Source organism: Chryseobacterium sp. UNC8MFCol, assembly GCF_000482305.1.
GTDB lineage: Bacteria > Bacteroidota > Bacteroidia > Flavobacteriales > Weeksellaceae > Chryseobacterium > Chryseobacterium indologenes.
In genome coordinates this window covers 465013-484737 of sequence record NZ_KI535290.1, presented here as the reverse complement: position 1 = coordinate 484737, position 19725 = coordinate 465013, and the positions used below count along the sequence as shown (strand labels likewise).

General features: G+C 35.9%; 23 protein-coding genes. 12 read left to right on the top strand and 11 right to left on the bottom strand.

Annotated features, from left to right (window positions below; genetic code table 11):
* The first annotated feature begins 27 nt into the window (after positions 1-27).
* Both M030_RS0116540 and M030_RS0116535 read left to right on the top strand, forming a co-directional pair.
* Complete coding sequence (locus M030_RS0116540; protein WP_051585125.1) at positions 28-1866, top strand: TonB-dependent receptor plug domain-containing protein; 1839 nt, start codon at positions 28-30, stop codon at positions 1864-1866.
* Between the two features lie 16 nt (positions 1867-1882).
* On the top strand, positions 1883-2965 hold the full coding sequence (locus tag M030_RS0116535) for a DUF5074 domain-containing protein (RefSeq protein ID WP_034722749.1): 1083 nt from the start codon (positions 1883-1885) through the stop codon (positions 2963-2965).
* Between the two features lie 160 nt (positions 2966-3125).
* Here the strand turns inward: M030_RS0116535 and M030_RS0116525 are convergent, their stop codons facing one another.
* The 10 genes from M030_RS0116525 to M030_RS0116475 all read right to left on the bottom strand — a co-directional run bounded on the left by M030_RS0116525 (position 3126) and on the right by M030_RS0116475 (position 12653).
* On the bottom strand, positions 3126-4544 hold the full coding sequence (locus tag M030_RS0116525; protein ID WP_027374516.1) for a CCA tRNA nucleotidyltransferase: 1419 nt from the start codon (positions 4542-4544) through the stop codon (positions 3126-3128).
* Positions 4545-4581: 37 nt separating this feature from the next.
* Positions 4582-4926: a nuclear transport factor 2 family protein gene (locus tag M030_RS0116520; protein WP_027374515.1), complete on the bottom strand. Its 345-nt coding sequence runs from the start codon at positions 4924-4926 to the stop codon at positions 4582-4584.
* 108 nt (positions 4927-5034) lie between these two features.
* Entirely contained in the window at positions 5035-5583 is a 549-nt protein-coding gene (locus tag M030_RS0116515) for an L-threonylcarbamoyladenylate synthase (protein WP_027374514.1), read from the bottom strand.
* Between the two features lie 246 nt (positions 5584-5829).
* Positions 5830-6342, bottom strand: a complete 513-nt coding sequence (locus tag M030_RS0116505; RefSeq protein WP_027374513.1) for a DinB family protein — start codon at positions 6340-6342, stop codon at positions 5830-5832.
* A gap of 39 nt (positions 6343-6381) precedes the next feature.
* A complete protein-coding gene (locus M030_RS0116500) occupies positions 6382-6828 on the bottom strand; it encodes a GNAT family N-acetyltransferase (protein ID WP_027374512.1) in 447 nt (148 codons plus the stop codon).
* 77 nt (positions 6829-6905) lie between these two features.
* Positions 6906-8045 carry a cystathionine gamma-synthase gene (locus tag M030_RS0116495; RefSeq protein WP_027374511.1) on the bottom strand — a complete coding sequence of 380 codons (1140 nt, stop codon included), beginning with the start codon at positions 8043-8045 and terminating at the stop codon, positions 6906-6908.
* Positions 8046-8134: 89 nt separating this feature from the next.
* Positions 8135-8458, bottom strand: a complete 324-nt coding sequence (gene gldC / locus M030_RS0116490) for a gliding motility protein GldC (RefSeq protein ID WP_027374510.1) — start codon at positions 8456-8458, stop codon at positions 8135-8137.
* A gap of 24 nt (positions 8459-8482) precedes the next feature.
* On the bottom strand, positions 8483-10684 hold the full coding sequence (locus tag M030_RS0116485; RefSeq protein WP_027374509.1) for a thioredoxin-like domain-containing protein: 2202 nt from the start codon (positions 10682-10684) through the stop codon (positions 8483-8485).
* Between the two features lie 6 nt (positions 10685-10690).
* Positions 10691-11593 (bottom strand): ABC transporter ATP-binding protein, encoded by a 903-nt coding sequence (locus M030_RS0116480; RefSeq protein WP_027374508.1) that lies wholly within the window; start codon positions 11591-11593, stop codon positions 10691-10693.
* Positions 11594-11669: 76 nt separating this feature from the next.
* Positions 11670-12653, bottom strand: coding sequence for a hypothetical protein (locus tag M030_RS0116475; RefSeq protein ID WP_027374507.1), 984 nt, complete (start codon positions 12651-12653; stop codon positions 11670-11672).
* 52 nt (positions 12654-12705) lie between these two features.
* Between M030_RS0116475 and M030_RS0116470 the strand changes: the two genes are divergently transcribed.
* The 7 genes from M030_RS0116470 to M030_RS0116440 are packed head-to-tail and all read left to right on the top strand — an operon-like array spanning position 12706 to position 16736.
* On the top strand, positions 12706-13344 hold the full coding sequence (locus M030_RS0116470; RefSeq protein ID WP_027374506.1) for a leucine-rich repeat domain-containing protein: 639 nt from the start codon (positions 12706-12708) through the stop codon (positions 13342-13344).
* Between the two features lie 8 nt (positions 13345-13352).
* Positions 13353-13877 carry a GNAT family N-acetyltransferase gene (locus tag M030_RS0116465; RefSeq protein WP_027374505.1) on the top strand — a complete coding sequence of 175 codons (525 nt, stop codon included), beginning with the start codon at positions 13353-13355 and terminating at the stop codon, positions 13875-13877.
* A 3-nt stretch (positions 13878-13880) separates the two neighbouring features.
* Complete coding sequence (locus M030_RS0116460; protein ID WP_027374504.1) at positions 13881-14411, top strand: GNAT family N-acetyltransferase; 531 nt, start codon at positions 13881-13883, stop codon at positions 14409-14411.
* Positions 14412-14422: 11 nt separating this feature from the next.
* Positions 14423-15214: an NAD(+) synthase gene (nadE, locus tag M030_RS0116455; protein WP_027374503.1), complete on the top strand. Its 792-nt coding sequence runs from the start codon at positions 14423-14425 to the stop codon at positions 15212-15214.
* Positions 15215-15242: 28 nt separating this feature from the next.
* Positions 15243-15755, top strand: a complete 513-nt coding sequence (locus M030_RS0116450; RefSeq protein ID WP_027374502.1) for a ribonuclease domain-containing protein — start codon at positions 15243-15245, stop codon at positions 15753-15755.
* Positions 15756-15813: 58 nt separating this feature from the next.
* Positions 15814-16425, top strand: coding sequence for an archaemetzincin (locus M030_RS0116445; protein ID WP_027374501.1), 612 nt, complete (start codon positions 15814-15816; stop codon positions 16423-16425).
* Positions 16426-16427: 2 nt separating this feature from the next.
* Positions 16428-16736, top strand: a complete 309-nt coding sequence (locus M030_RS0116440; protein ID WP_027374500.1) for a barstar family protein — start codon at positions 16428-16430, stop codon at positions 16734-16736.
* A gap of 447 nt (positions 16737-17183) precedes the next feature.
* Here the strand turns inward: M030_RS0116440 and M030_RS0116435 are convergent, their stop codons facing one another.
* Complete coding sequence (locus tag M030_RS0116435; protein WP_027374499.1) at positions 17184-17666, bottom strand: cytidine deaminase; 483 nt, start codon at positions 17664-17666, stop codon at positions 17184-17186.
* Positions 17667-17766: 100 nt separating this feature from the next.
* On the opposite strand from M030_RS0116435, the gene namA reads away from it, so the two are divergent.
* From namA to tssD, 3 genes are all read left to right on the top strand, one after another.
* A complete protein-coding gene (namA, locus tag M030_RS0116430; protein WP_027374498.1) occupies positions 17767-18819 on the top strand; it encodes an NADPH dehydrogenase NamA in 1053 nt (350 codons plus the stop codon).
* A gap of 28 nt (positions 18820-18847) precedes the next feature.
* Positions 18848-19138 carry a DUF2752 domain-containing protein gene (locus M030_RS0116425; protein ID WP_027374497.1) on the top strand — a complete coding sequence of 97 codons (291 nt, stop codon included), beginning with the start codon at positions 18848-18850 and terminating at the stop codon, positions 19136-19138.
* Between the two features lie 176 nt (positions 19139-19314).
* Positions 19315-19719 carry a type VI secretion system tube protein TssD gene (tssD, locus tag M030_RS0116420; RefSeq protein WP_027374496.1) on the top strand — a complete coding sequence of 135 codons (405 nt, stop codon included), beginning with the start codon at positions 19315-19317 and terminating at the stop codon, positions 19717-19719.
* Positions 19720-19725: the final 6 nt, after the last annotated feature.

Sequence of the window (19725 nt, the reverse complement as noted above, 5' to 3'; positions counted from 1 at the left end):
TTGCTTTCGGAGGAAAAGTAAAAGAGTATGAGTATAAAAAGATCTTTAGTACTGCTTTTTTCGTCTTATGGTTGTTTTCTTTTTGCACAAGAGAAAGCTATTGATACAATTTATGTCTTCGACAGTCAGATCAATAAAGTCAGGCTTTTTCATCCTGTAAAGATTATCAATACCGAAGACGCTGAAAAAAATTCAACCAATCTCTCAGAGCTGTTGAGATTCCAGTCTCCTGTTTATATCAAAGAAAATGGCCGTGGGGCTGTTTCTTCACCTTCTTTCAGAGGAACGACTGCGCAGCAGACCGCTTTTGTGTGGAATGGGATTAATATTAATTCTGCTTTTTTAGGGCAGGGCGACATTAATAATATCGCTTTATTGGGATATGATCAGATAGGAATAAAGGCTGGCGGAGGAAGTGTCATATATGGCTCCGGTGCTATTGGCGGAAGTATTCACCTTAATAATAATCTAGATTTTAATAAAGGATTTCACGGTTCTTTATTTTCTGAAGGAGCTTCTTTTAATACATTTAATAATCTGGTTAAAGGTTCTTACAGCAATGAAAAACTAAGCTTTCAGGCTTCCGGAAGTCATTCTGTAAGTGAGAATGATTATCAGGTAGATGTAAAAGACGGAAGGAAATATACCAATAACAACGGAAAATACTATAATACCAATTTTAATATATCAGCTGCTTATAAATTAGCTCCTCATCACCAGATATCCTGGATTACGGAGTTTTTTAACGGCATGCAGCATTATCCGGTTTTCTTTGATACTGAAAAAGGTACCAAGTACGGAACCCAAAATGTGAGAAGTTTAGTTTCCTGGGATTGGAACACGACACGATTTACCAATTCATTCAGGGCTGCATATACGGAAGAAAATTTTCAATATTATGCTAATATTGAAGGCCCGGAAACAAGTGGAGGGGCAGGAAAAAACTATATCCTGAAAAACGATTTCAATTATTTTCTTAGTTCAAAATGGAACTTTAATATTATCGGAGAATACCAGTTGAATAAAGGAAGCGGAGAAGGAACTTCAATGCTGGGGAATGTAAGTAGAAATGCAGGGTATATAGTTGGGTTAATACGTTATTTTGCGGCGAAAGATGTACACTTTGAAGCTGGAATAAGAAAAGATTTTGTCGAGGAAATTAGTTCACCGCTTCTGTTTTCTTTCTCAGGAAAATGGAATGCCACACCATGGTACCATGTAGGATTAAGTGTTTCGAGGAATTTCAAAGCTCCAACATTTAATGATTTATATTGGCAGCCGGGAGGGAATAAAGATTTACAACCTGAAACTTCTTACCAGCTGGAATTAAGAAATCAATTTAAGGTCAAAGGGATTACGCTATCTGTTACCCCTTATTATATGGATATCAGGGATATGATCAGATGGCTTCCTACTTCTGCAGGGTACTACGCAGCTTCAAATACCAATAAAGTAGAATCATATGGAGTCGAAGCTCAGTTTGAATATGAGAAAAAGTTTGGAAAACACGTTTTGAAAACGAATCTGGGATATTCCTATACAAAATCTACTGATCTTGAAATTCAGAAACAACTGATGTACGTACCTCTACATAAATTTGTAGGTGGTATCGATTATCAGTATGATTTTATAAAAGTGTATGTACAGGGAATGTTTAACGGACTTACTTATACAGATTCCAATGAAATTAAAGATCAGGCTTTAGAATCGTATTTTATAATGAATGCGGGACTTAGAGCAACATTTTTTAAAAATTATAACTTAGGTTTAAAAATAAATAATATTTTTAATAAAACATATTATACTATGCGGTATTATCCATTGCCTGGAAGAAATTATAGTATAAATTTAAACATTAACTTTTAAAATAAATTAATTGCATATGAATATCAGAAAAATTTTACCTCTTGCGTTATTATCAGCACTACTTTTTAGTGTTTCTTGTAGTAACGATATTGATTTAGGAACGGATACCAATCTTCCTACAAGTTATGAAAAAGGCATTCTTATTGCTAATGAAGGAGGCTTCACAACGCCTACAGCAGATGTTTCTTTTTTAAGCAATACATTAGCTTTCGGATATAATAATATCTATACCAATACCAATAAGGAAGAGCTCGGAAAAGTGCTCCAAAGTATAGGTTTAAATGGAGATCGTGCTTATTTGGTTTCTAATATTCCTAATAAGATTGATATTGTTAATCGAACTAATTTTAAAAAAATAACAACAGTTACTGCTAATCTTGATAATGCAAGGTATATTGCTTTTTCAGGAGGTAAATATTATGTTACGAACAATAATTTTACTACAGTTCCTAACGTAAGAAAAGTGAATGTATATAATGTTTCGGATAATGCTTATGTATCCAGCATTAATTTTCCTCGCTATGCAGAAAAAATTGTAGAAGCTGAAGGAAATATTATAGTACAAACGGACGGTGTAGGATATGATTTTAGTACAACACCTGCTACTTCATTCGCAACCGGATATACCATAACGGTAGTAAAACCATCTACCAATACTGCAGAACAGCCTATTGTCCTTCCTAATGTAGGGATTATCAGAGATCTTATTTCTTATAAAGGTGCGGCATATGTGTTAGCTTCTGATAATACAAATTCTTATATTTATAAGATCAACTCGTCAGCAGGAACCTATACAACAACAACTATTACAGGAATTCCTCAGGGGCAAAAGCTTAGAGCTGATGATGATAAATTTTATCTTTTTACCAGTAGTAAAGAGGTATTTAAAATGAACATTGGTTCAACTGTTGTTCCGACAGTACCTCTTTTATCATTATTTGGAAATGTGTACGGATTTGATGTAATTGATGGTAAACTTTATGCTTCAGATGCCAGCTTTACAAGCGACAGTAAAGTGTATGTATATGATACCGCTGGGGGTAATTTATTGAAAAACTTTATAGCCGGAATTGGTACCAACGGTTTCTATAAAAACTAAAAATTGCGCTTCGGCGTATATTATATAAATTTTTATTTTTTCATCATTTGTGTTTTTTTCCGGCCGGTTTCGAAGAAACCGGCCGGCTTTGTTTTATACAGATCAAAAAAGGCTGCGGCGGGACTTTGTCCCGCCGCAGCCTTTTTTGATATCAATTTTCTTATAATGTTAATCCCAGTTTCTCAGCTTCAGCAATTACAAATTTTGTTGCCTCCTCTTTTTCATTAGGAATTTCGCCTTCCAGAATAGCTTCTTTTACTTTTTCCTTAAGAATACCAATCTCACGACCCGGTTGTAATTTAAACATTTCCATAATTTCTTCACCGGTAATAGGGGGCTGGAAGTTTCTCACCTGATCCTTTTCTTCCACTTCTTTAATCTTGACTGCTACATATTCAAAGTTTCTTTTGAATTTCTCCTGTTTTTTTGAATTTTTTGTAGTAATATCTGCCTTGCAGAGTGTAAACAGGTCTTCAAGATTTTCTCCGGCATCAAACAAAAGTCTTCTCAATGCAGAGTCTGAAGCATCATCAGTAATCAAAGCAATAGGTCTGGATGAAAGCTTTACCATTTTCTGCACATATTTCATATCACTTCCCAACGGTAATTTTAATCTCTGAAAAAGTGTTTTTGTCATTTTTGAACCTAAAAATTCATGTCCGTGGAATGTCCAGCCTGTCCCTTCAACAAACTTTTTGGTAGGAGCTTTTCCGATGTCATGCAGTAACGCAGACCAGCGAAGCCACAGATTATCTGTATTTTCAGATATATTATCTACAACTTCCAGGGTATGGTAAAAGTTATCTTTGTGAGTTTGTCCTTCCACTTCTTCCACACCTTTCAGCTCTATCAGTTCAGGAATAATCAGCTTTAAAAGACCTGTTTGTTCCATGAGTTTTAATCCTACAGAAGGTTTTTCCGAAAGCATGATTTTATTGAATTCTACCATGATTCTTTCCATAGAAACAATCTTGATTCTTTCTGCTTCCTGTTTGATTGCCTCTAAAGACTTTTCTTCAATTGTGAAGTTCAGTGTAGATGCAAAACGTACTGCTCTCATCATTCTCAAGGGATCGTCAGAATAGGTTTGGGCCGGTTCTAAAGGTGTTCTTAAGATTTCTTTTTCGAGATCTTCAATACCATTGAACGGATCGATCAGTTCACCGAAATTATCCTTATTTAAAGAAATGGCCATTGCATTAATGGTGAAGTCTCTTCTTTTCTGGTCGTCTTCCAGCGTTCCACCTTCCACTTCCGGTTTTCTGCTGTTTTCAGTGTAACTTTCTTTCCTTGCCCCTACGAATTCCAGCTCAAGATCTTTATATTTGATCATTGCCGTTCCATAGGTCTTGAACACAGATACCTTCAGTTTAGGATCAATATCCTTAGCTACATTTTGAGCGAGCTCAATACCACTTTGTTCCGTCACAAAATCTATATCAGTAGAAGCCTTTCTCTTCATCAGAAGATCCCTCACATAACCGCCTACAATATATACAGACTGATTATTTCTTTCTGCAGCTTCAGAAATGATTTTAAAAAGTTTTAAATTTTTATTTTGAGCAAGATTAATTTTCATCGTTTATAATAGTGTCAGTTTCTACCAATGTTGCTCACTAATCATAATGGGCATACATTTTACTAATTTTTCCCTCTTCATCAAAAAACATGACCTCAACAGCATGTTTATCCATAATAGACTTATAAAATAATGCTACTGAATCAACTCCGGCAGTTGAGTGAATCAATTCAAAGTGAAGATCAGGAAATTTTTCCAATGCCTTCCTCCAATACTCACGAACAGCCTCTTTTCCGTGTAATGAACTTTCTTTACCACCGGTAGCCATTGCTATCATCGGGGTTGTGATTTCGATTTCTTCGGAATAATGAGAAAGAATATCGTCCAAATCATGAGAATTCCAGGTATCTACCCACATCTGAGCAAATTTTTGATGATTCATAGCATGTATTTTATGAGGTGAAGTTTTGCAAAGATAAAACTAAAAAAAGAAATCCTGCCGATATGTACAGGCAAGACTCCAAAAATAAATCAGGTAAGACAAAATTTATTACTCCCTGAGGACTTTTATTCTGTTATCAGCCCATATTTTAATCACCGAAGATCCTGAATATTTTGAAACTTTATCTCTGTCTTCTTCCACTGCATAATCGACAAGCTTGATCATTTCCGGAGAAATATCCGAAAATTTCAAAGGACTTTTATCACCGCTGAAATTGGCTGAGGTAGATACCAAAGGTTTATTCAGTTTTGTAATTAATTTTTTACAAAAATCATTTTTTACCAATCTGATTCCTATACTGCCATCCTCAGCAAGCAATTCCTTAGGAAGACCTCGTGGGTTTTCATATACGATAGTTACCGGCTTTTCGCTCAGGTCAATGATTTCCCAGGCCATTTCAGGAACATCTACCAAATCCTGAAGCCTTTTTTCAGACTCTACCAGAATAATCATAGACTTATTCTTTTCCCTTTTTTTAATGTCAAAAATTTTATTGACAGCTTCTATATTGGTGGCATCACATCCGATTCCCCAAATCGTATCGGTAGGGTAAAGAATAGTTCCGCCGGATTTTAAAACATCTATAATATGTTCCATAATTGTATTGAATTCAAATCAGTCGATAAAGGTAGAAAATCTAGGTTTTTTAGACAAAAAATTAACCTGTAAATGAAACGGGATGTTGAATTATTTTTTAAGTTTTGGCTAAAGCCAATGGAAGATGTATTTATTGGAAAACGGGCAAAAGCCCGTTCCTGTTGATTTTGATTTGTCTGTTTTATATTAAGATAAATATGGAAATTGTCAATAGAAATGGGCTTTGCCCCATTAATAAATTTATATTTACATCCATCCCAATTTAGATAAATATCTTTCCTCAATAATATTCAGGTGATGATAATTGTGGCCCACGATCAATTTTCCGATTGTTTCTACGGAAACTTCATTTCCGTTGGCGATACCTGTCGTTTGTAAAGCGGAAGGAGTTAGGGTTTCAGCTAAAATCTGAGTAGATTTTCTTACCAGCGTATATTCTTCAATTAAAGATTCTAAAGTTCTTTCGTGAGCGAATGACTTTTCAGCATATTCATTTTCATCAAATCCAGGAAGATTATTTTTATCACCTCTTGCAAAAGCGAGCATTCTGTATTGAAAGACTCTTTCACAGTCTGATAAATGAAGCAAAAGTTCTTTCAGGGTCCATTTTCCTTCAGCGTAGGCGAAACGGGATTGTTCCTCTGTGAGATTAGAATAGATTCCGATTGTTTTTTCTCCGGAAATTTTTAATTCTTTCAACCAATCTCCTGACGGAATCTGATCTAAATATCTTTGAACGTATTTTTGAAAATCTGACATATTGTTTTGAGTTATAAGTTAGTAATTTTTGATGTGCTTCTACGAATTGCTCCATTCATAAAAATTCACAGAATCATAAAGTTCAAATCCGCAAGCCGGATACAATTGATTTCCGATATCATTGCCTTTTCCTGTTTCCAATAAAATTCCGCAGGCTTTGGAAGATCGGCACAGTTCTTTTGATTCTTCAATGAGTGCTTTGGAAAACCCTTTTCCGCGGTGCTTTTCGTTGACATATAAATCATTAAGCAACCAGTATCGCTGCATTCTGGTGGAAGAAAAAATAGGGTAGAGCTGTACAAATCCAGTTAACATACCATCTTCTTCGGCAACGAAAATTTCAGAATCTTTGTTTTCCAGTCTTTCCTGAAGAAAATGAGTAGCGGCAGGGATATCAGAGTCTTTATGATAAAATATTCTATACTGATCGAAGAGTTCTGCAAGTTTTGGCAAATCGGAAATGATTGCTTTTCGTATATCTCTCATAATAAGATAGTGTTTTGGTGTAAAATAAAATGAGAAGGAATATTTTTATTCAATCCCTTCTCATTATTTTATTTTGTTTAAGAAAAAGCTTTTTCTAAATCTGCAATAAGATCTTCTGCATCTTCAATTCCAACGCTTAAACGAACAAGGTCATCTGTAATTCCCAGTTCAGCACGTTTTTCTGCCGGAATAGAAGCGTGGGTCATCAATGCAGGATGATTGGCCAATGATTCCACACCTCCCAGAGATTCAGCAAGTGTGAATACTCTTACTTTTTCCAGAAACTTGATGGCATCTTCTTTTTTTCCGGATTTGAAAGTGAATGACACCATTCCTCCTGATTCCTTCATCTGAGATTTAGCCAGCTCATACTGAGGGTGAGATTCCAATCCCGGATAAATGACTTTATCAACGGCCGGATGGGTTTCAAGATATTTTGCAACCGCAAGACCGTTGTCAGAATGTCTCTGCATTCTTAACGCCAATGTTTTGATTCCTCTCAATACAAGGTAAGAATCGTGTGGTCCTAAAATACCACCACTTGCAAATTGAATAAAGTGAAGTTTTTCACCTAATTCGGCATCTTTAGCAATAAGAGCTCCTGCAATAACGTCAGAGTGACCTCCGAGGTATTTTGTTGCAGAGTGCATTACGATATCAGCTCCCAGATCAATAGGTCTCTGGATATAAGGCGTGGCAAAAGTGTTGTCTACCGCAACTAAAATATCCTTTCCTTTAGCAATGTCTACTACTGCCTTGATATCTACCAATTTCATCAACGGATTGGTTGGAGTTTCCACCCAGATCAGTTTCGTTTTGTCAGTAATAACGTCAGCAATTTTAGAAACATCATCAAAATTCACGAATGTAAATTTCAACTGATATTTTTCGAAAAGTCTGGTAAACATTCTGTAGGTACCACCATAAAGGTCATCCACAGCAATTACCTCATCACCTGGATTCAACAATTTCAGAACACAGTCAATTGCTGCAAGACCTGAACCGAAAGCCAAACCTCTCGCTCCGTTTTCAATACTTGCCAAAGAGTCTTCCAATGCCTGTCTTGTAGGGTTGGCAGCTCTTGAATATTCATATCCGGAATGTACTCCGGGACTTTTTTGTGCAAATGTAGAGGTTAGAAATACAGGAACATTTACAGAACCTGTTGCAGACTCATGATGTTGCCCTCCGTGAATTACTTTTGTATTAAAATTCATAATATTTTATAATTTACCAATCTAATAATGTACCAATTTACCAATATTTCAGCATTGTTTTATCAGTAAACTGATCCATTTTTATATTTTTATTTTATGGCTGATTTCACCGCAAACTCTTCTGCAATTTCTTCCATCCACTGTGCCACATCTTCCTCACCTGTTGCTCTCTGGTAAGTGTTTCCTAAAGAGATTAAGATCTGGTGGATAAACATCTTCATCTGATCCACGGGCATTTCTTTTGTCCAAAGATCGATTCGTAAAGCTTCTTTTGTTTTATCATCCCATACAGAGATCATTGTCGCTTTTGTTTCTTCCTTTTCAATACCACCGTCCTGAGCATTCCATGTGATGTTTTCAGGAACGTGGTTTTCATCCAGCTCTACATCTATCGTAATCTGAGTTTTTCTCATATCAATTTAAAATTTTCAGCAAAGTTAATACTTCTTGAGCTTATCTAAAATTTCTACGAAATTATCTTCATCAGGAAATGGTGTATTAAAGTTAAAAATTTTACCTTCAGGATCAACAATAATAAATCTTGGGATAGACTGTATTTTGTATTTATTCATAAACTGCTCTGCATTAATAAGCCAGAACTGTGGTATGTTAGACGTTTTTGTTTTTAAATAATTTGTCCATTTGGATTGTTCTTCGTCCAGACTGATAGAAATAAACTGAATATTATCATAATGTCTGTATTGGTAACTTCTCGACTCAAATACAGGGCGAATCTGTTTACACGGGCCACACCAGGTGGCCCAGAAGTCTATTATCACATATTTGCCTCTATATTTTGAAAGTTTTTGGGTAATCCCTTTATCATTAAGAAGAGCAATATCCGGAAATACAGACCCCTTTTGAGACCTATTGATTTCGTCAAGTTTTGAGTAGAGAGCTTTTTTGTAATCAATATTACTTACTTTACCGATTTCAGCATTAAAAAGTTTGTTTCTTGCAATGCTGTCCGTTTGTAGTTCTATGGATTTTGTTAAATGTTTTGATAGCAGCTGATCTTTTGAAAGTCCTTTTGGCATATGATCAATTTTCACAAAAAGAATACTATCCGGATTGGAAACCTGTTCTTTATCAGACAAAAGCAGATCCAGTTTATATTGCAGATATTTATCATTCTTGCTTACAAGTTTACCCGGCTTCTGAATATTTTCATTAAGCTCTTTTAAAAAAGGAGCGGGTGGTGCAAACTTGGTATCTGTCAGAGAAGTCATTTTTCTGTAATTATTAATCTCATTCAGGTACTCTATGGCCATGAGTTGTCTTCTGTATTGTTTATAGTCCTCTGAAAGGGCGTTATTTTCCGGGTCAGCAAATATATTGAGAATTCTTTTGTTTTCTTTCCAGTCGGATTCTGCCACATCATAAAATTTTGTGGGATCATTACTGTAATTTTGTTTCTCCAGTGCATATTGAAATTCATACCCAAAAGAATTTTCACTGTTTTTATACACCTGATCAGCTTTCCTGTTTGATTGTACATAAGATACAAGCTGGGTTGTATTAAGCTTGATATCGAAATTAAACCAATCACCACTGGCCATGATGAAATGTATTTTTTTATTTCCGATTTCCAGGATATATTCATCAAGAGGGAGTGCTTGTGTGGTCAACCAGCTGAATGTGTTATTTTTAACAATGGCTGCACCGATTTTTTTGTGAAAATCTTTGGAATAAATTCGTACAGAATCTATTTTGAGATCAGTTTCCAGCTTTCCTTTGATAACAACTCCGGTACCATCGCTGCGATATGATGTGGGCTTTTGGAAAATATAAAGCAATCCGGAGCCAATAATTAAGGCAGCAGCGGAGATAAAAATCTGCTTTTTATTTTTAAGGAATGCATTTTTAAATCCTTTTTTACTGTACCAGAAATAGCCAAGAACAAGAAATATGACCATCCAGAAAAGGCTCATGTATTCAGAATGAGAAATAAAGCTGTTGAGATTTTTTATTTCCGGGGCATTCCAAAACGTATACAGAGAACTATATGGATTAAAAAAGTAGGCCTGTTTCTGTACAAGGGACGTAATATTTGAAGCCAATCCCAGCGAGCCAATAAGAAATGACCAGATAAAGCCTTGAAAAGCAATTGAAACACATAGTTGAAGGGCAGCAATTCCTAAAATGGTGATCAGAATTCTGATAAAGGTCTTAATCATCCATACGATATCAAAGATCATAAGTTTGGCTGGATCAGGATGTATATAATAATCTGCAACGGCTAAAATAATATTGAATCCAAAATAAGAAACAATACATATAAAACATAAGAATATGAGAATAATATATTTTGACAGATACAATTGAAATTTGCTCACAGGTTGTGTTTCCATCAGCTGCCAACCGTTATTTTTATGATCCGTTTGTGCTATTCTGTTGGCTGTAATAATGACAAATAACAGTACAATAAAAAATGTAAAATACTTGATGGCATCTCCACCGATAGCATCTTCAAATATTGAATACTTAAGTGTCCCTTCTATAACGAGACTTTTTTTGAAAAACCCAGGAACGAAGTTCAGAAAAGGGATTAGAGTTCCAAGGACAATGGCAATATAGGTCAATCCCAACCCTTTTGTTTTTAGCCATTCTGTACCGATGGCGGTTAATAATTTTTTCATCTGAGTTTAGTTTTTTGTTATTTCCATAAACCAGTCCTCAAGACCCGCATTATTTTTTACCTCAAAGATTTCGGCTTGAGCCAAAACCAGCTTTTTGATAAGAGCTGCAATATTTTCTTTAGACTCTGCAGTGATTTCTATAGTGTGGTCATTGATAATTTTAGGAGAATAATTCTCAGGAACTTCATCAATAAACCGAGTTGCATTCATGATTCCAATTCGGATATGGTTGTATCTGTAGAGTTCGTTAAGATCTTGTATACTTCCTGTAAAGCGAATCTCACCATGAGAAATAATAGCAAGATGAGTGATCATTTTTTCAATTTCCTGAAGCAGATGGCTTGATATAAAAATAGTAACTCCTTCTTCTTTGTTAAGTTTGATGAGTAATTCCCTCATCTCCAGCATTCCGTTAGGATCCAGCCCGTTTACAGGTTCATCAAGAATAAGCAGATCAGGTTTCCCAAGGAGAGTCATGGCAATAGAGAGCCTTTGCTTCATTCCCAGGGAATACTTTTTCATTTTCATTTTTCTGCTTTCCCAAAGCCCCACAAGATGTAGAACTCTTTCACATTCAGACTCGGGTAAATTTCGAAGTCTGGAAATAATGACAAGGTTATCCCAGCCGGAAAGATGGTCGTAGAATGCTGCTGTATCAATCAGGCTACCGATTTTCTGAAAGCCTTCCGGGTACAGATCTGATAAATCTTTTTCAAAAATCTGAATAGAATTTTGGTCGTCGGGAATACTGCCGATCAGCATTTTCATAGTTGTGGATTTTCCCGCTCCGTTAGCTCCCAGAAAACCAAAAATACTTCCTTTGGGAACCGAAAGATCTATATTTTTCAGGATGAGCTTGTCCCTCGTAAATCCGTAATTTAAATTCCGAATACTAATTAAATTTTCCATGTGCATGTTGATTTGTGTTGAAAATAAAAAAGACCCTTTGCAATACAAAAGGTCTTTTATAGGTATGTGATATTCTCTACTTTGTTACAGGTTTATATCCGGATTGGTTAAAGATGCTGGTCGCATCCATTTTCAGGAAATCAGTTAATTTCGTCTCAGGTTTTTCTTTCAGGTAGGCTTTGCAGATTTGCCATCCTGTGAAAATCCCTATTTGTGGGGAAGATTCATTATCAATTTCTGTATAAAACTTTGAAAAAGGTCCCGGAGAAATAAAACGCTCACCCAATCTTGGGTCATCTCCGAAAATCAAATTGCTTTCTACGAAATAGTTCCAGATGTTGGCCTCATTGGCTTTAGCCCAATCATATTGCTTTTGGGTATAATTTATTTTAAGATAATCCGGAAAGTCAGGAAGGAAAGCATCCTGTAAAACCATCACCTTACCGTTGAGAATGATCTGATCAATAAATTTCTGGTGATCTGGAGATTCTGTAACGATGTTTTCCGCAAAAAGCTGCGAAACTTTCGGAACAATATTCTGCGGATTCATAGACTTCTGGAAGTAAAGTTCCAGTCCTTTGTAATGAGGATTGCCATCTCCCATGAAACCTGTAATGTCTATAAACAAGAAGTTTCCTTTCCGGTCATAAATGATCGGGTCCTGTACCATCTGTAAAGCAGACGAAAAAAGATAAACTTTCGGACTCTTAAACTGAGGAAAATAATATTTAACATGTGAAAACAGCTCCTGAAGCTCTGTTTGTAATTTAGCCTGATCTATTTTTCCGATGGCTTCCTTATAGATTTTTATCTCTTCATCATCCGTTCTTCTTTTTCCGAAATCTTCATCAGAAACGGTGCCCTGAAACCATGGAAACTGAGATTTAAATTGTTCTAACGGAATCCCCGGATTGTAAAATTCTTTAGAAATATCCGTGATCTTAATTTTTTCGACAGGTTCTTTTATTTCCACTTTCCATTGATCTCCGGACTCTTTTTTACAGGAATCAAGGCCCAGAATTAAAACAGAAGAAAGCGCAATATATCTAAAAATCTTCATTATTTTTACAAGGAATTTAAGTTTACAAAAGTAAGGATTAAATGGACATATCATGATGAAAATTAAAATATTTACAACCCTTGCCCTTATTGCCGGATCTTCCTTTTTTTATAGTCAAAAGCTTGAGTTTAAGGACAAGAATTTTGAGAAAGCAGTGTTGGCAAATTTTGACCTTAATAAAAATGGAATCATGGAACCTGTAGAAACCGGAATGATAACCAATTTATTTCTGGTACAGAAAGGTATTACTTCCGCTGATGATTTACGGCATTTTAAAAACGTTAAAATGGCCGTACTTGATGATAATACTATTCCTGATATAAGGATTGCGAATCTCGATAAACTGGAATTGTTTTCATGTACAGGATGCAGACTCACTTCATTCACCGCAGAAAATTTAAAAAACCTGGGATCATTATATTTAGATAATAATCTTATGCAGGCTATTTCAATGAAAGGAACACCAAAAGTTGAACAATTAACATTATCTTTAAATCAGTTAGAAACTATTGATATTACCACACTCAAAAACCTGAAAAAGCTTAATATTGAACATAATAAAATTCAGATAATAGATATCTCAGCCAATACAGCGTTACAAACAATAAATGTAGGAAGAAATAATATGAAAGAATCAGATATTAAAAAAGGCACAAAAACGGATGTGACAATTTTTGGAACTAAGGAATAAAAAATACGATGATAATAGAAACAAAAAGATTGATTTTAAGAAAACTTGAGGAGACCGATTGTGAAAGAATGTTTCTGATGGATTCCGATCCTGAGGTCATGAAATATCTTGGTAAACCCGTGACAAGTCTTGAAGAATCAAAAGAAGCCATCAAAATGATTCAGAAGCAGTACGACGAAAACGGAGTAGGAAGACTAGCTGTAATCGAAAAAGAAAGTGGCCTGATGATAGGGTGGAGCGGCCTGAAATTATTAAAACAACCCATCAACGGGTATGTGAACACTCTGGATCTCGGCTATCGTTTTATCCCTGAGTTCTGGGGTAAAGGATATGCTATGGAAACTGCACGGGCTGCTCTTGAGTACGGTTTTAACGAATTGGGTGCCGATACTATTTATGCTTATGCAGATGCCGGAAATACAGGTTCCAACCATATATTGAGAAAGCTTGGCTTTGAAAATACAGGAGAGTTTGAAGATTCGGGAATACCTTGTCTCTGGTACGAACTGAAACGTGAAAAATATATTGCATAGACCATGAGGATCAGACAGGAAGAAGAAAATGATCACGAAAGCGTGTTTCAACTTATAGAAGAAGCATTCAGAAATATGGAGCATAGTGACCATCAGGAACAGTTTTTGGTAGAAAAATTAAGAGTTTCCGATGCATTCATTCCCGAATTATCATTGGTAATGGAGGATGATGACGGAGAAATTGCGGGCCATATTCTGTTTACAAAAATCAGGATTGAAAATGCTTCAGAATCCTTTGAATCACTGGCATTAGCTCCCGTATCGGTTAAGCCGGACTTTCAAAATCAGGGAATCGGAAGCCAGCTTATCCTTCATGGACACCATATAGCCAGGGAATTAGGATATCAATCGGTGATCCTTCTTGGGCACGAAAAATATTATCCGAAGTTTGGTTACGAAAAAACAAGTAATTTTGGGATTTCTTTTCCGTTTGAAATTCCCGAAGAAAATGGAATGGCTATAGAGCTGGTAAAAGACGGACTAAAAAATGTAAAAGGGGTGGTGAAATACCCTAAAGAATTTGGTATAGATTAAAAATATAAATAATGCAGACACAAAAAGTAATAGATCATATTGTAGACTGGTTAAAAGAGTATGCAACAAAAGCCAGAGTTAACGGTTATGTAATAGGCGTTTCAGGAGGTGTAGATTCAGGAGTGGTTTCCACATTGGCGGCCATGACAGGATTGAAAACCCTACTCATTGAAATGCCGATCCGTCAGAAAGCCGATCAGGTAGACCGAGCGAAAGACCATATGAATGATCTTAAATCAAAATTTCCCAATGTTGAAATCATGTCTGTAGATCTGACACCTGCTTTCGAGGAACTGTATAAAACATTTAATGTGCAGGATGATCTGTATCCCAACGAAAAACTGGCTTTTGCCAATACAAGATCCCGTTTAAGAATGCTTACGCTGTACTACTATGGCCAGCTGAACGGTCTTTTGGTATGTGGCACAGGAAATAAAGTAGAAGATTTCGGAATCGGTTTCTATACAAAATATGGAGACGGCGGAGTAGATGTTTCTCCAATTGCAGACCTTTATAAAACTGAAGTGTATACCCTGGCGAAAGGATTGAACCTTATCAAAAGTATTCAGGAAGCTATTCCTACAGACGGACTTTGGGATGTAGACAGAACTGATGAACAGCAGATCGGAGCCACGTATCCTGAACTTGAAAAGATTCAGAAAGAATACGGAACCAAAACAGCTGACGACTATGAAGGCAGAGATAAAGAAGTATTCCTGATCTTTGACAGAATGCATAAAGCCGCAAAACACAAAATGGAACCTATTCCGATTTGTGATATTCCTGAAGAATGGAGAAACTAGGTTAAATTGTTATATTAATAAAAATACTATGAATGGTAAAATAAGAGCCGTATTCTTCATCTGTTTAGGACTTCTTTTCGGGATGTCAGTGATGTATATTTACAAGAATTTTATTGACAAAGGAGATGCAAACATAGCAAAAACAGAAAATGTAAGCTACGGAAGTACTTCTGCAGAAAATCAATTGAATGCCGGAAATACAGCAAGTCAAGATCCCATTGAAAAACTGACGGAAGAAAGAACCGTTATCAGTTATGTTAAACAAAATCATAGATTACCGGACTATTATATCACAAAAAATGAAGCCAGGAAACAAGGCTGGAATCCTTCAAAAGGAAATCTTTGCGATGTACTCCCGGGAAAAGCTATTGGAGGAGATAAATTTGGTAACCGTGAAGGAAGGTTACCGGATGGAGAAAAGTACTTTGAAGCGGATGTGAATTACCATTGCGGCAACAGGCAGGCAGGCAGAATTATTTTTACCAGAAGCGGAGACGTTTATCTTACCAAAAATCATTATAAGAGTTTTGATAAACAATAATGTCATTGCGTTCGTCACAAAGCCGATATTCCTGATAAGTTATTTTAAATAGTTAATTTTGAAAAATTATAGTTTTTATCTTCTTATGGTTTTTCTTCTGATGATTTCATGTAAAGAGAAACATAAAACAGTGAAGATTGAGCAAAAACAGTTCATAACTATACTTATTCAACCTTTTAAGGATGTCAGTTCTCAAAGTTTGTTAACGGTTACAGAAGGTATTAAAAAAATTTACCCAAATGTACAGGTTCTTGAGGCTATAGATTTTCCTAAGAATACTTATTATAAAGAGAGAAATAGATACCGGGCTGATTCAATCATTAAATTTTTGAATAAAAGAACAAAAGATGGATTTGTTACGATTGGTTTAACCTCAAAAGATATAAGTGCAACCAGAGGGAAAATAAAAGATTTTGGGATTATGGGATTAGGGTATAGACCTGGAAAAGCCTGTGTAGCATCCAAATTCAGACTCAGTAAAGAGAATGCGAATGAACAATTTTATAAAATAGCCATCCATGAGCTTGGACATACACAAGGGCTGCCACATTGCCCCAGGAAGATGTGCTTTATGAGAGATGCAGAAGGTAAAAATCCTACCAATGAGGAGACCGATTTTTGCAATACATGCAAAGCTTTTTTAATAGATAAAAATTGGAAATTTAATTAGATATGAAGACAATATATATAGATTTTACAGACATAGGCGATTACGAAGATTTTTACGCCCAGCTAAAGGAAAAAATAAAACTTCCTGAACATTTTGGGGATAATCTTGATGCACTTTTTGATACCATTACGGGAGATCTCGAGATGCCGCTTCACCTTGAGTTTGTTAATATGACAGTAGATCAGTTGGAAATTTTTGAAGACTTGTTGACTACGCTGGAAGATGCGGAGGAAGAAGTAGAAGATTTCACTTTCAGTTACTATCTGGAGCAATATGAAGATGATGAGGACGAAGAGGAAACAGAAGATTAACTGATGATATAAAAAAGTAATAAGGTTGTTTTAGAAATAAGACAGCCTATTTTATGTGGTGCACATTGGTTATCCTTTTTTTTAGTCAGTAAAGTCGGTTTTTTTTATTTTCTCGCAGATTTGAGAGATTCCGTAAATAGAAAGTATCGGGAGTTTTTATTGGTTTACCACTCATGCACGAATAAAATCATTCGTGAATGAGTGGCTATAAAAATTCTTACGAAAACCTTTGATTTTATTGTGTTGTAAAAGGGTTTGTTATTTATTAAATCTTTGCATTTTTTTCAACACCAATAAAAAACCTGTAGCATTCATTACTACAGGTTGTAAACTAAATATTATCAATACGATTTTTAAGATCTTTAGCTGATCCCATATCAAAACAAAAATTCTGTGGTTAATATAAAGCCACTAGTTATTTGTTCATAAAATTTACTTTCTTATTTTTTACAAAAAGGTAGAGTCAAAGTAAAAAGGTAACAAATCCTTCACGGCATGAACCTTCACTACTTCTTCATTCATGCTGGAGAAATAAAGGTCTATATTTTCGTTCTGTTTGGTTTCGTATTCTATAAGGCTTTGACGGCAAGCTCCACATGGAGGAATCGGAGGGTTGCTTTCATGGAATTCTTTCGGGCCACCCACGACGAAAATCTTTTCTATTTTCACATTAGGAAAATTCGCTGCCACCCAGAAAAGGGTAGTTCTCTCAGCACAAAGACCGGACGGATACGCCGCATTTTCCTGATTATTCCCGGAATAGATTTCTCCGTTTTCCAGCAAAACAGAACATCCCACCAGAAACTGAGAATACGGAGCATAGGCCATCTCACGAGCTTCTTTGGCTCTTTCAAATAATTTTTTCTCTATATCGCTCAGTTCGCTGCTATTTTTAAAGTATTCGTAACTGATCTGTATGTCTTTTTTCATATATTGTCGACTAAAAAAGGGGGGTAAAATTACTTCTTTTTAATGAGGTGGGCAATATTTATTCTTCTTCCCGCAAATTCTAATTTTTAAAATAATAAAAATGCTATATACACCAATAAAATTCAGAAATATTGAGCTCAAAAACCGATGGGTAATGTCTCCAATGTGCATGTATTCATGTGAAAACGGGATGGCCAATGACTTTCATTTTGTACACTACGGAAGCAGGGCACAGGGAGGAACAGGTCTGATCGTGGTAGAAGCAACAGGCGTAGAACCCAAAGGGAGGATTACCAATCACTGCATGGGAATCTGGAATGATCAACAGGCTGAAAAACTACAACGAATTGTCAACTTCGTGCATGAAAATTCTGAAAGTAAAATAGGCATTCAGTTAGCTCATGCAGGAAGAAAAGGATCTACCTGGAATAATAAACAGATTTCAGTAGAAGAAGGTTGGGAAACCGTTGCACCGAGTTCCATTCCTTATCATCCTTCGGAAAGAATTCCGCATGCTTTGACTACCGGTGAGGTAAAAGAACAGGTTCAGAATTTTAAAGAAGCGGCCAAAAGAGCAGTTAAAGCAGGATTTGATGTCATTGAAATTCATGGAGCACATGGTTATCTGATTCACCAGTTTCTGTCACCGCTTTCCAATATCAGAACGGATGAATATGGAGGAAGTTTTGAAAACAGAATCAGGTTTTTAATCGAAATCGTAGATGCCGTTAATGAAGTATTAAGCGAAAATACCGCACTTTTTGTACGTATTTCCGGAACGGAATATGCCGAAAACGGATGGGATATTGAAAGCAGCGTGGCTCTGGCAAAAGTGCTTAAAGAGCATGGTGTTGATCTGGTAGATGTTTCCAGTGGTGGAAATATCCATGGAGCGAAGATTTCAGTTTTTGACGGGTATCAGGTTCCTTTTTCGTCTCAGGTAAAAAACGAAGCTTCTGTGAAAACAGGTGCCGTAGGTCTTATCACAGAGATTGATCAGGCGGAGAAAATTCTTCAAAACGGAGATGCAGATCTTATTTTTATTGCCAGAGAGATTTTAAGAAATCCCTATATCGCCGTTCAGGGATCATTTGAAATGAATGAAGACTGCTTCTTCCCTCATCAATACACCAGAGCAAAGATTTCAACGTAATATCAAATCATCCCAACATTTCCGAAAAATGAATATTGATGACTTCATGCTGACTTGTCCCAGTAAAAGATTTCTGGGAGTAGAATGTCCCGGATGCGGTGCGCAGAGAGCTGTTGTTCTCGTATTTGAAGGGAAATTTTCAGAAGCGTTTCAGATGTATCCGGCAGTATATACCATATTGTTGTTTTTATTTATTCTTGGGATAAGTTTTATAGACAGGAAAAGAAAATATGGACCTGTACTGATGGCCCTGCTTATCATTAATCTTACGATCATTATAGGATCATATGTTTATAAACATGTTTTTTTACAGACCTGATAAAGAAACCTGCCGGTTATGATTTTTACAATAATATCCGATGTTTGAAAGTCGTAGAATTACTACAATTTCTGAAACTCTTGCTCGAAAATTTTTCAGTTTAGAACATGAAGTCTATCTTTGTTTATATTAAACCTTATAGGGACAATATATAGTAAAGAATAAAATGTAAGAATATGGCAGGAAATTCAAGAGGAATCTTAAAATTCAATGGAGGTGAGGGACAAAAATTATTAAAGCTTAATTACAGTGTATCAAGAGCTACAGATGTTTCAGGACGTGTAGCCTCTGATCCGTCAAACGCACTGATTAAAGTAACCATCGAGGCAACAGAAAAATCTGATGTTTTGGAAAGCTTACTAAACAGCAAATACAAGCCTACAACAGGAGAAATCAATTTCAACAAATCTCACGAAGAAGGTACATTGATCACTTTAAAATGGGAAAACGGGTACGTTATCCAGCATGAAGTAGATTTTGATGCATTAGACAGCAATAATATGCTGATCAGCTTTGTAGTAAGTGCAGAAAGCATTAGTTACGGAAACTCATTCTATGAAGGACTTTGGCCAATGAGCTAGGTCTTT

Coding starts and splice junctions, on each gene's coding strand:
- M030_RS0116540 (WP_051585125.1), top strand. CDS start 28: ATGAGTATAAAAAGATCTTTAGTACTGCTTTTTTCGTCTTATGGTTGT.
- M030_RS0116535 (WP_034722749.1), top strand. CDS start 1,883: ATGAATATCAGAAAAATTTTACCTCTTGCGTTATTATCAGCACTACTT.
- M030_RS0116525 (WP_027374516.1), bottom strand. CDS start 4,544: ATGAAAATTAATCTTGCTCAAAATAAAAATTTAAAACTTTTTAAAATC.
- M030_RS0116520 (WP_027374515.1), bottom strand. CDS start 4,926: ATGAATCATCAAAAATTTGCTCAGATGTGGGTAGATACCTGGAATTCT.
- M030_RS0116515 (WP_027374514.1), bottom strand. CDS start 5,583: ATGGAACATATTATAGATGTTTTAAAATCCGGCGGAACTATTCTTTAC.
- M030_RS0116505 (WP_027374513.1), bottom strand. CDS start 6,342: ATGTCAGATTTTCAAAAATACGTTCAAAGATATTTAGATCAGATTCCG.
- M030_RS0116500 (WP_027374512.1), bottom strand. CDS start 6,828: ATGAGAGATATACGAAAAGCAATCATTTCCGATTTGCCAAAACTTGCA.
- M030_RS0116495 (WP_027374511.1), bottom strand. CDS start 8,045: ATGAATTTTAATACAAAAGTAATTCACGGAGGGCAACATCATGAGTCT.
- gldC (WP_027374510.1), bottom strand. CDS start 8,458: ATGAGAAAAACTCAGATTACGATAGATGTAGAGCTGGATGAAAACCAC.
- M030_RS0116485 (WP_027374509.1), bottom strand. CDS start 10,684: ATGAAAAAATTATTAACCGCCATCGGTACAGAATGGCTAAAAACAAAA.
- M030_RS0116480 (WP_027374508.1), bottom strand. CDS start 11,593: ATGGAAAATTTAATTAGTATTCGGAATTTAAATTACGGATTTACGAGG.
- M030_RS0116475 (WP_027374507.1), bottom strand. CDS start 12,653: ATGAAGATTTTTAGATATATTGCGCTTTCTTCTGTTTTAATTCTGGGC.
- M030_RS0116470 (WP_027374506.1), top strand. CDS start 12,706: ATGATGAAAATTAAAATATTTACAACCCTTGCCCTTATTGCCGGATCT.
- M030_RS0116465 (WP_027374505.1), top strand. CDS start 13,353: ATGATAATAGAAACAAAAAGATTGATTTTAAGAAAACTTGAGGAGACC.
- M030_RS0116460 (WP_027374504.1), top strand. CDS start 13,881: ATGAGGATCAGACAGGAAGAAGAAAATGATCACGAAAGCGTGTTTCAA.
- nadE (WP_027374503.1), top strand. CDS start 14,423: ATGCAGACACAAAAAGTAATAGATCATATTGTAGACTGGTTAAAAGAG.
- M030_RS0116450 (WP_027374502.1), top strand. CDS start 15,243: ATGAATGGTAAAATAAGAGCCGTATTCTTCATCTGTTTAGGACTTCTT.
- M030_RS0116440 (WP_027374500.1), top strand. CDS start 16,428: ATGAAGACAATATATATAGATTTTACAGACATAGGCGATTACGAAGAT.
- M030_RS0116435 (WP_027374499.1), bottom strand. CDS start 17,666: ATGAAAAAAGACATACAGATCAGTTACGAATACTTTAAAAATAGCAGC.
- namA (WP_027374498.1), top strand. CDS start 17,767: ATGCTATATACACCAATAAAATTCAGAAATATTGAGCTCAAAAACCGA.
- M030_RS0116425 (WP_027374497.1), top strand. CDS start 18,848: ATGAATATTGATGACTTCATGCTGACTTGTCCCAGTAAAAGATTTCTG.
- tssD (WP_027374496.1), top strand. CDS start 19,315: ATGGCAGGAAATTCAAGAGGAATCTTAAAATTCAATGGAGGTGAGGGA.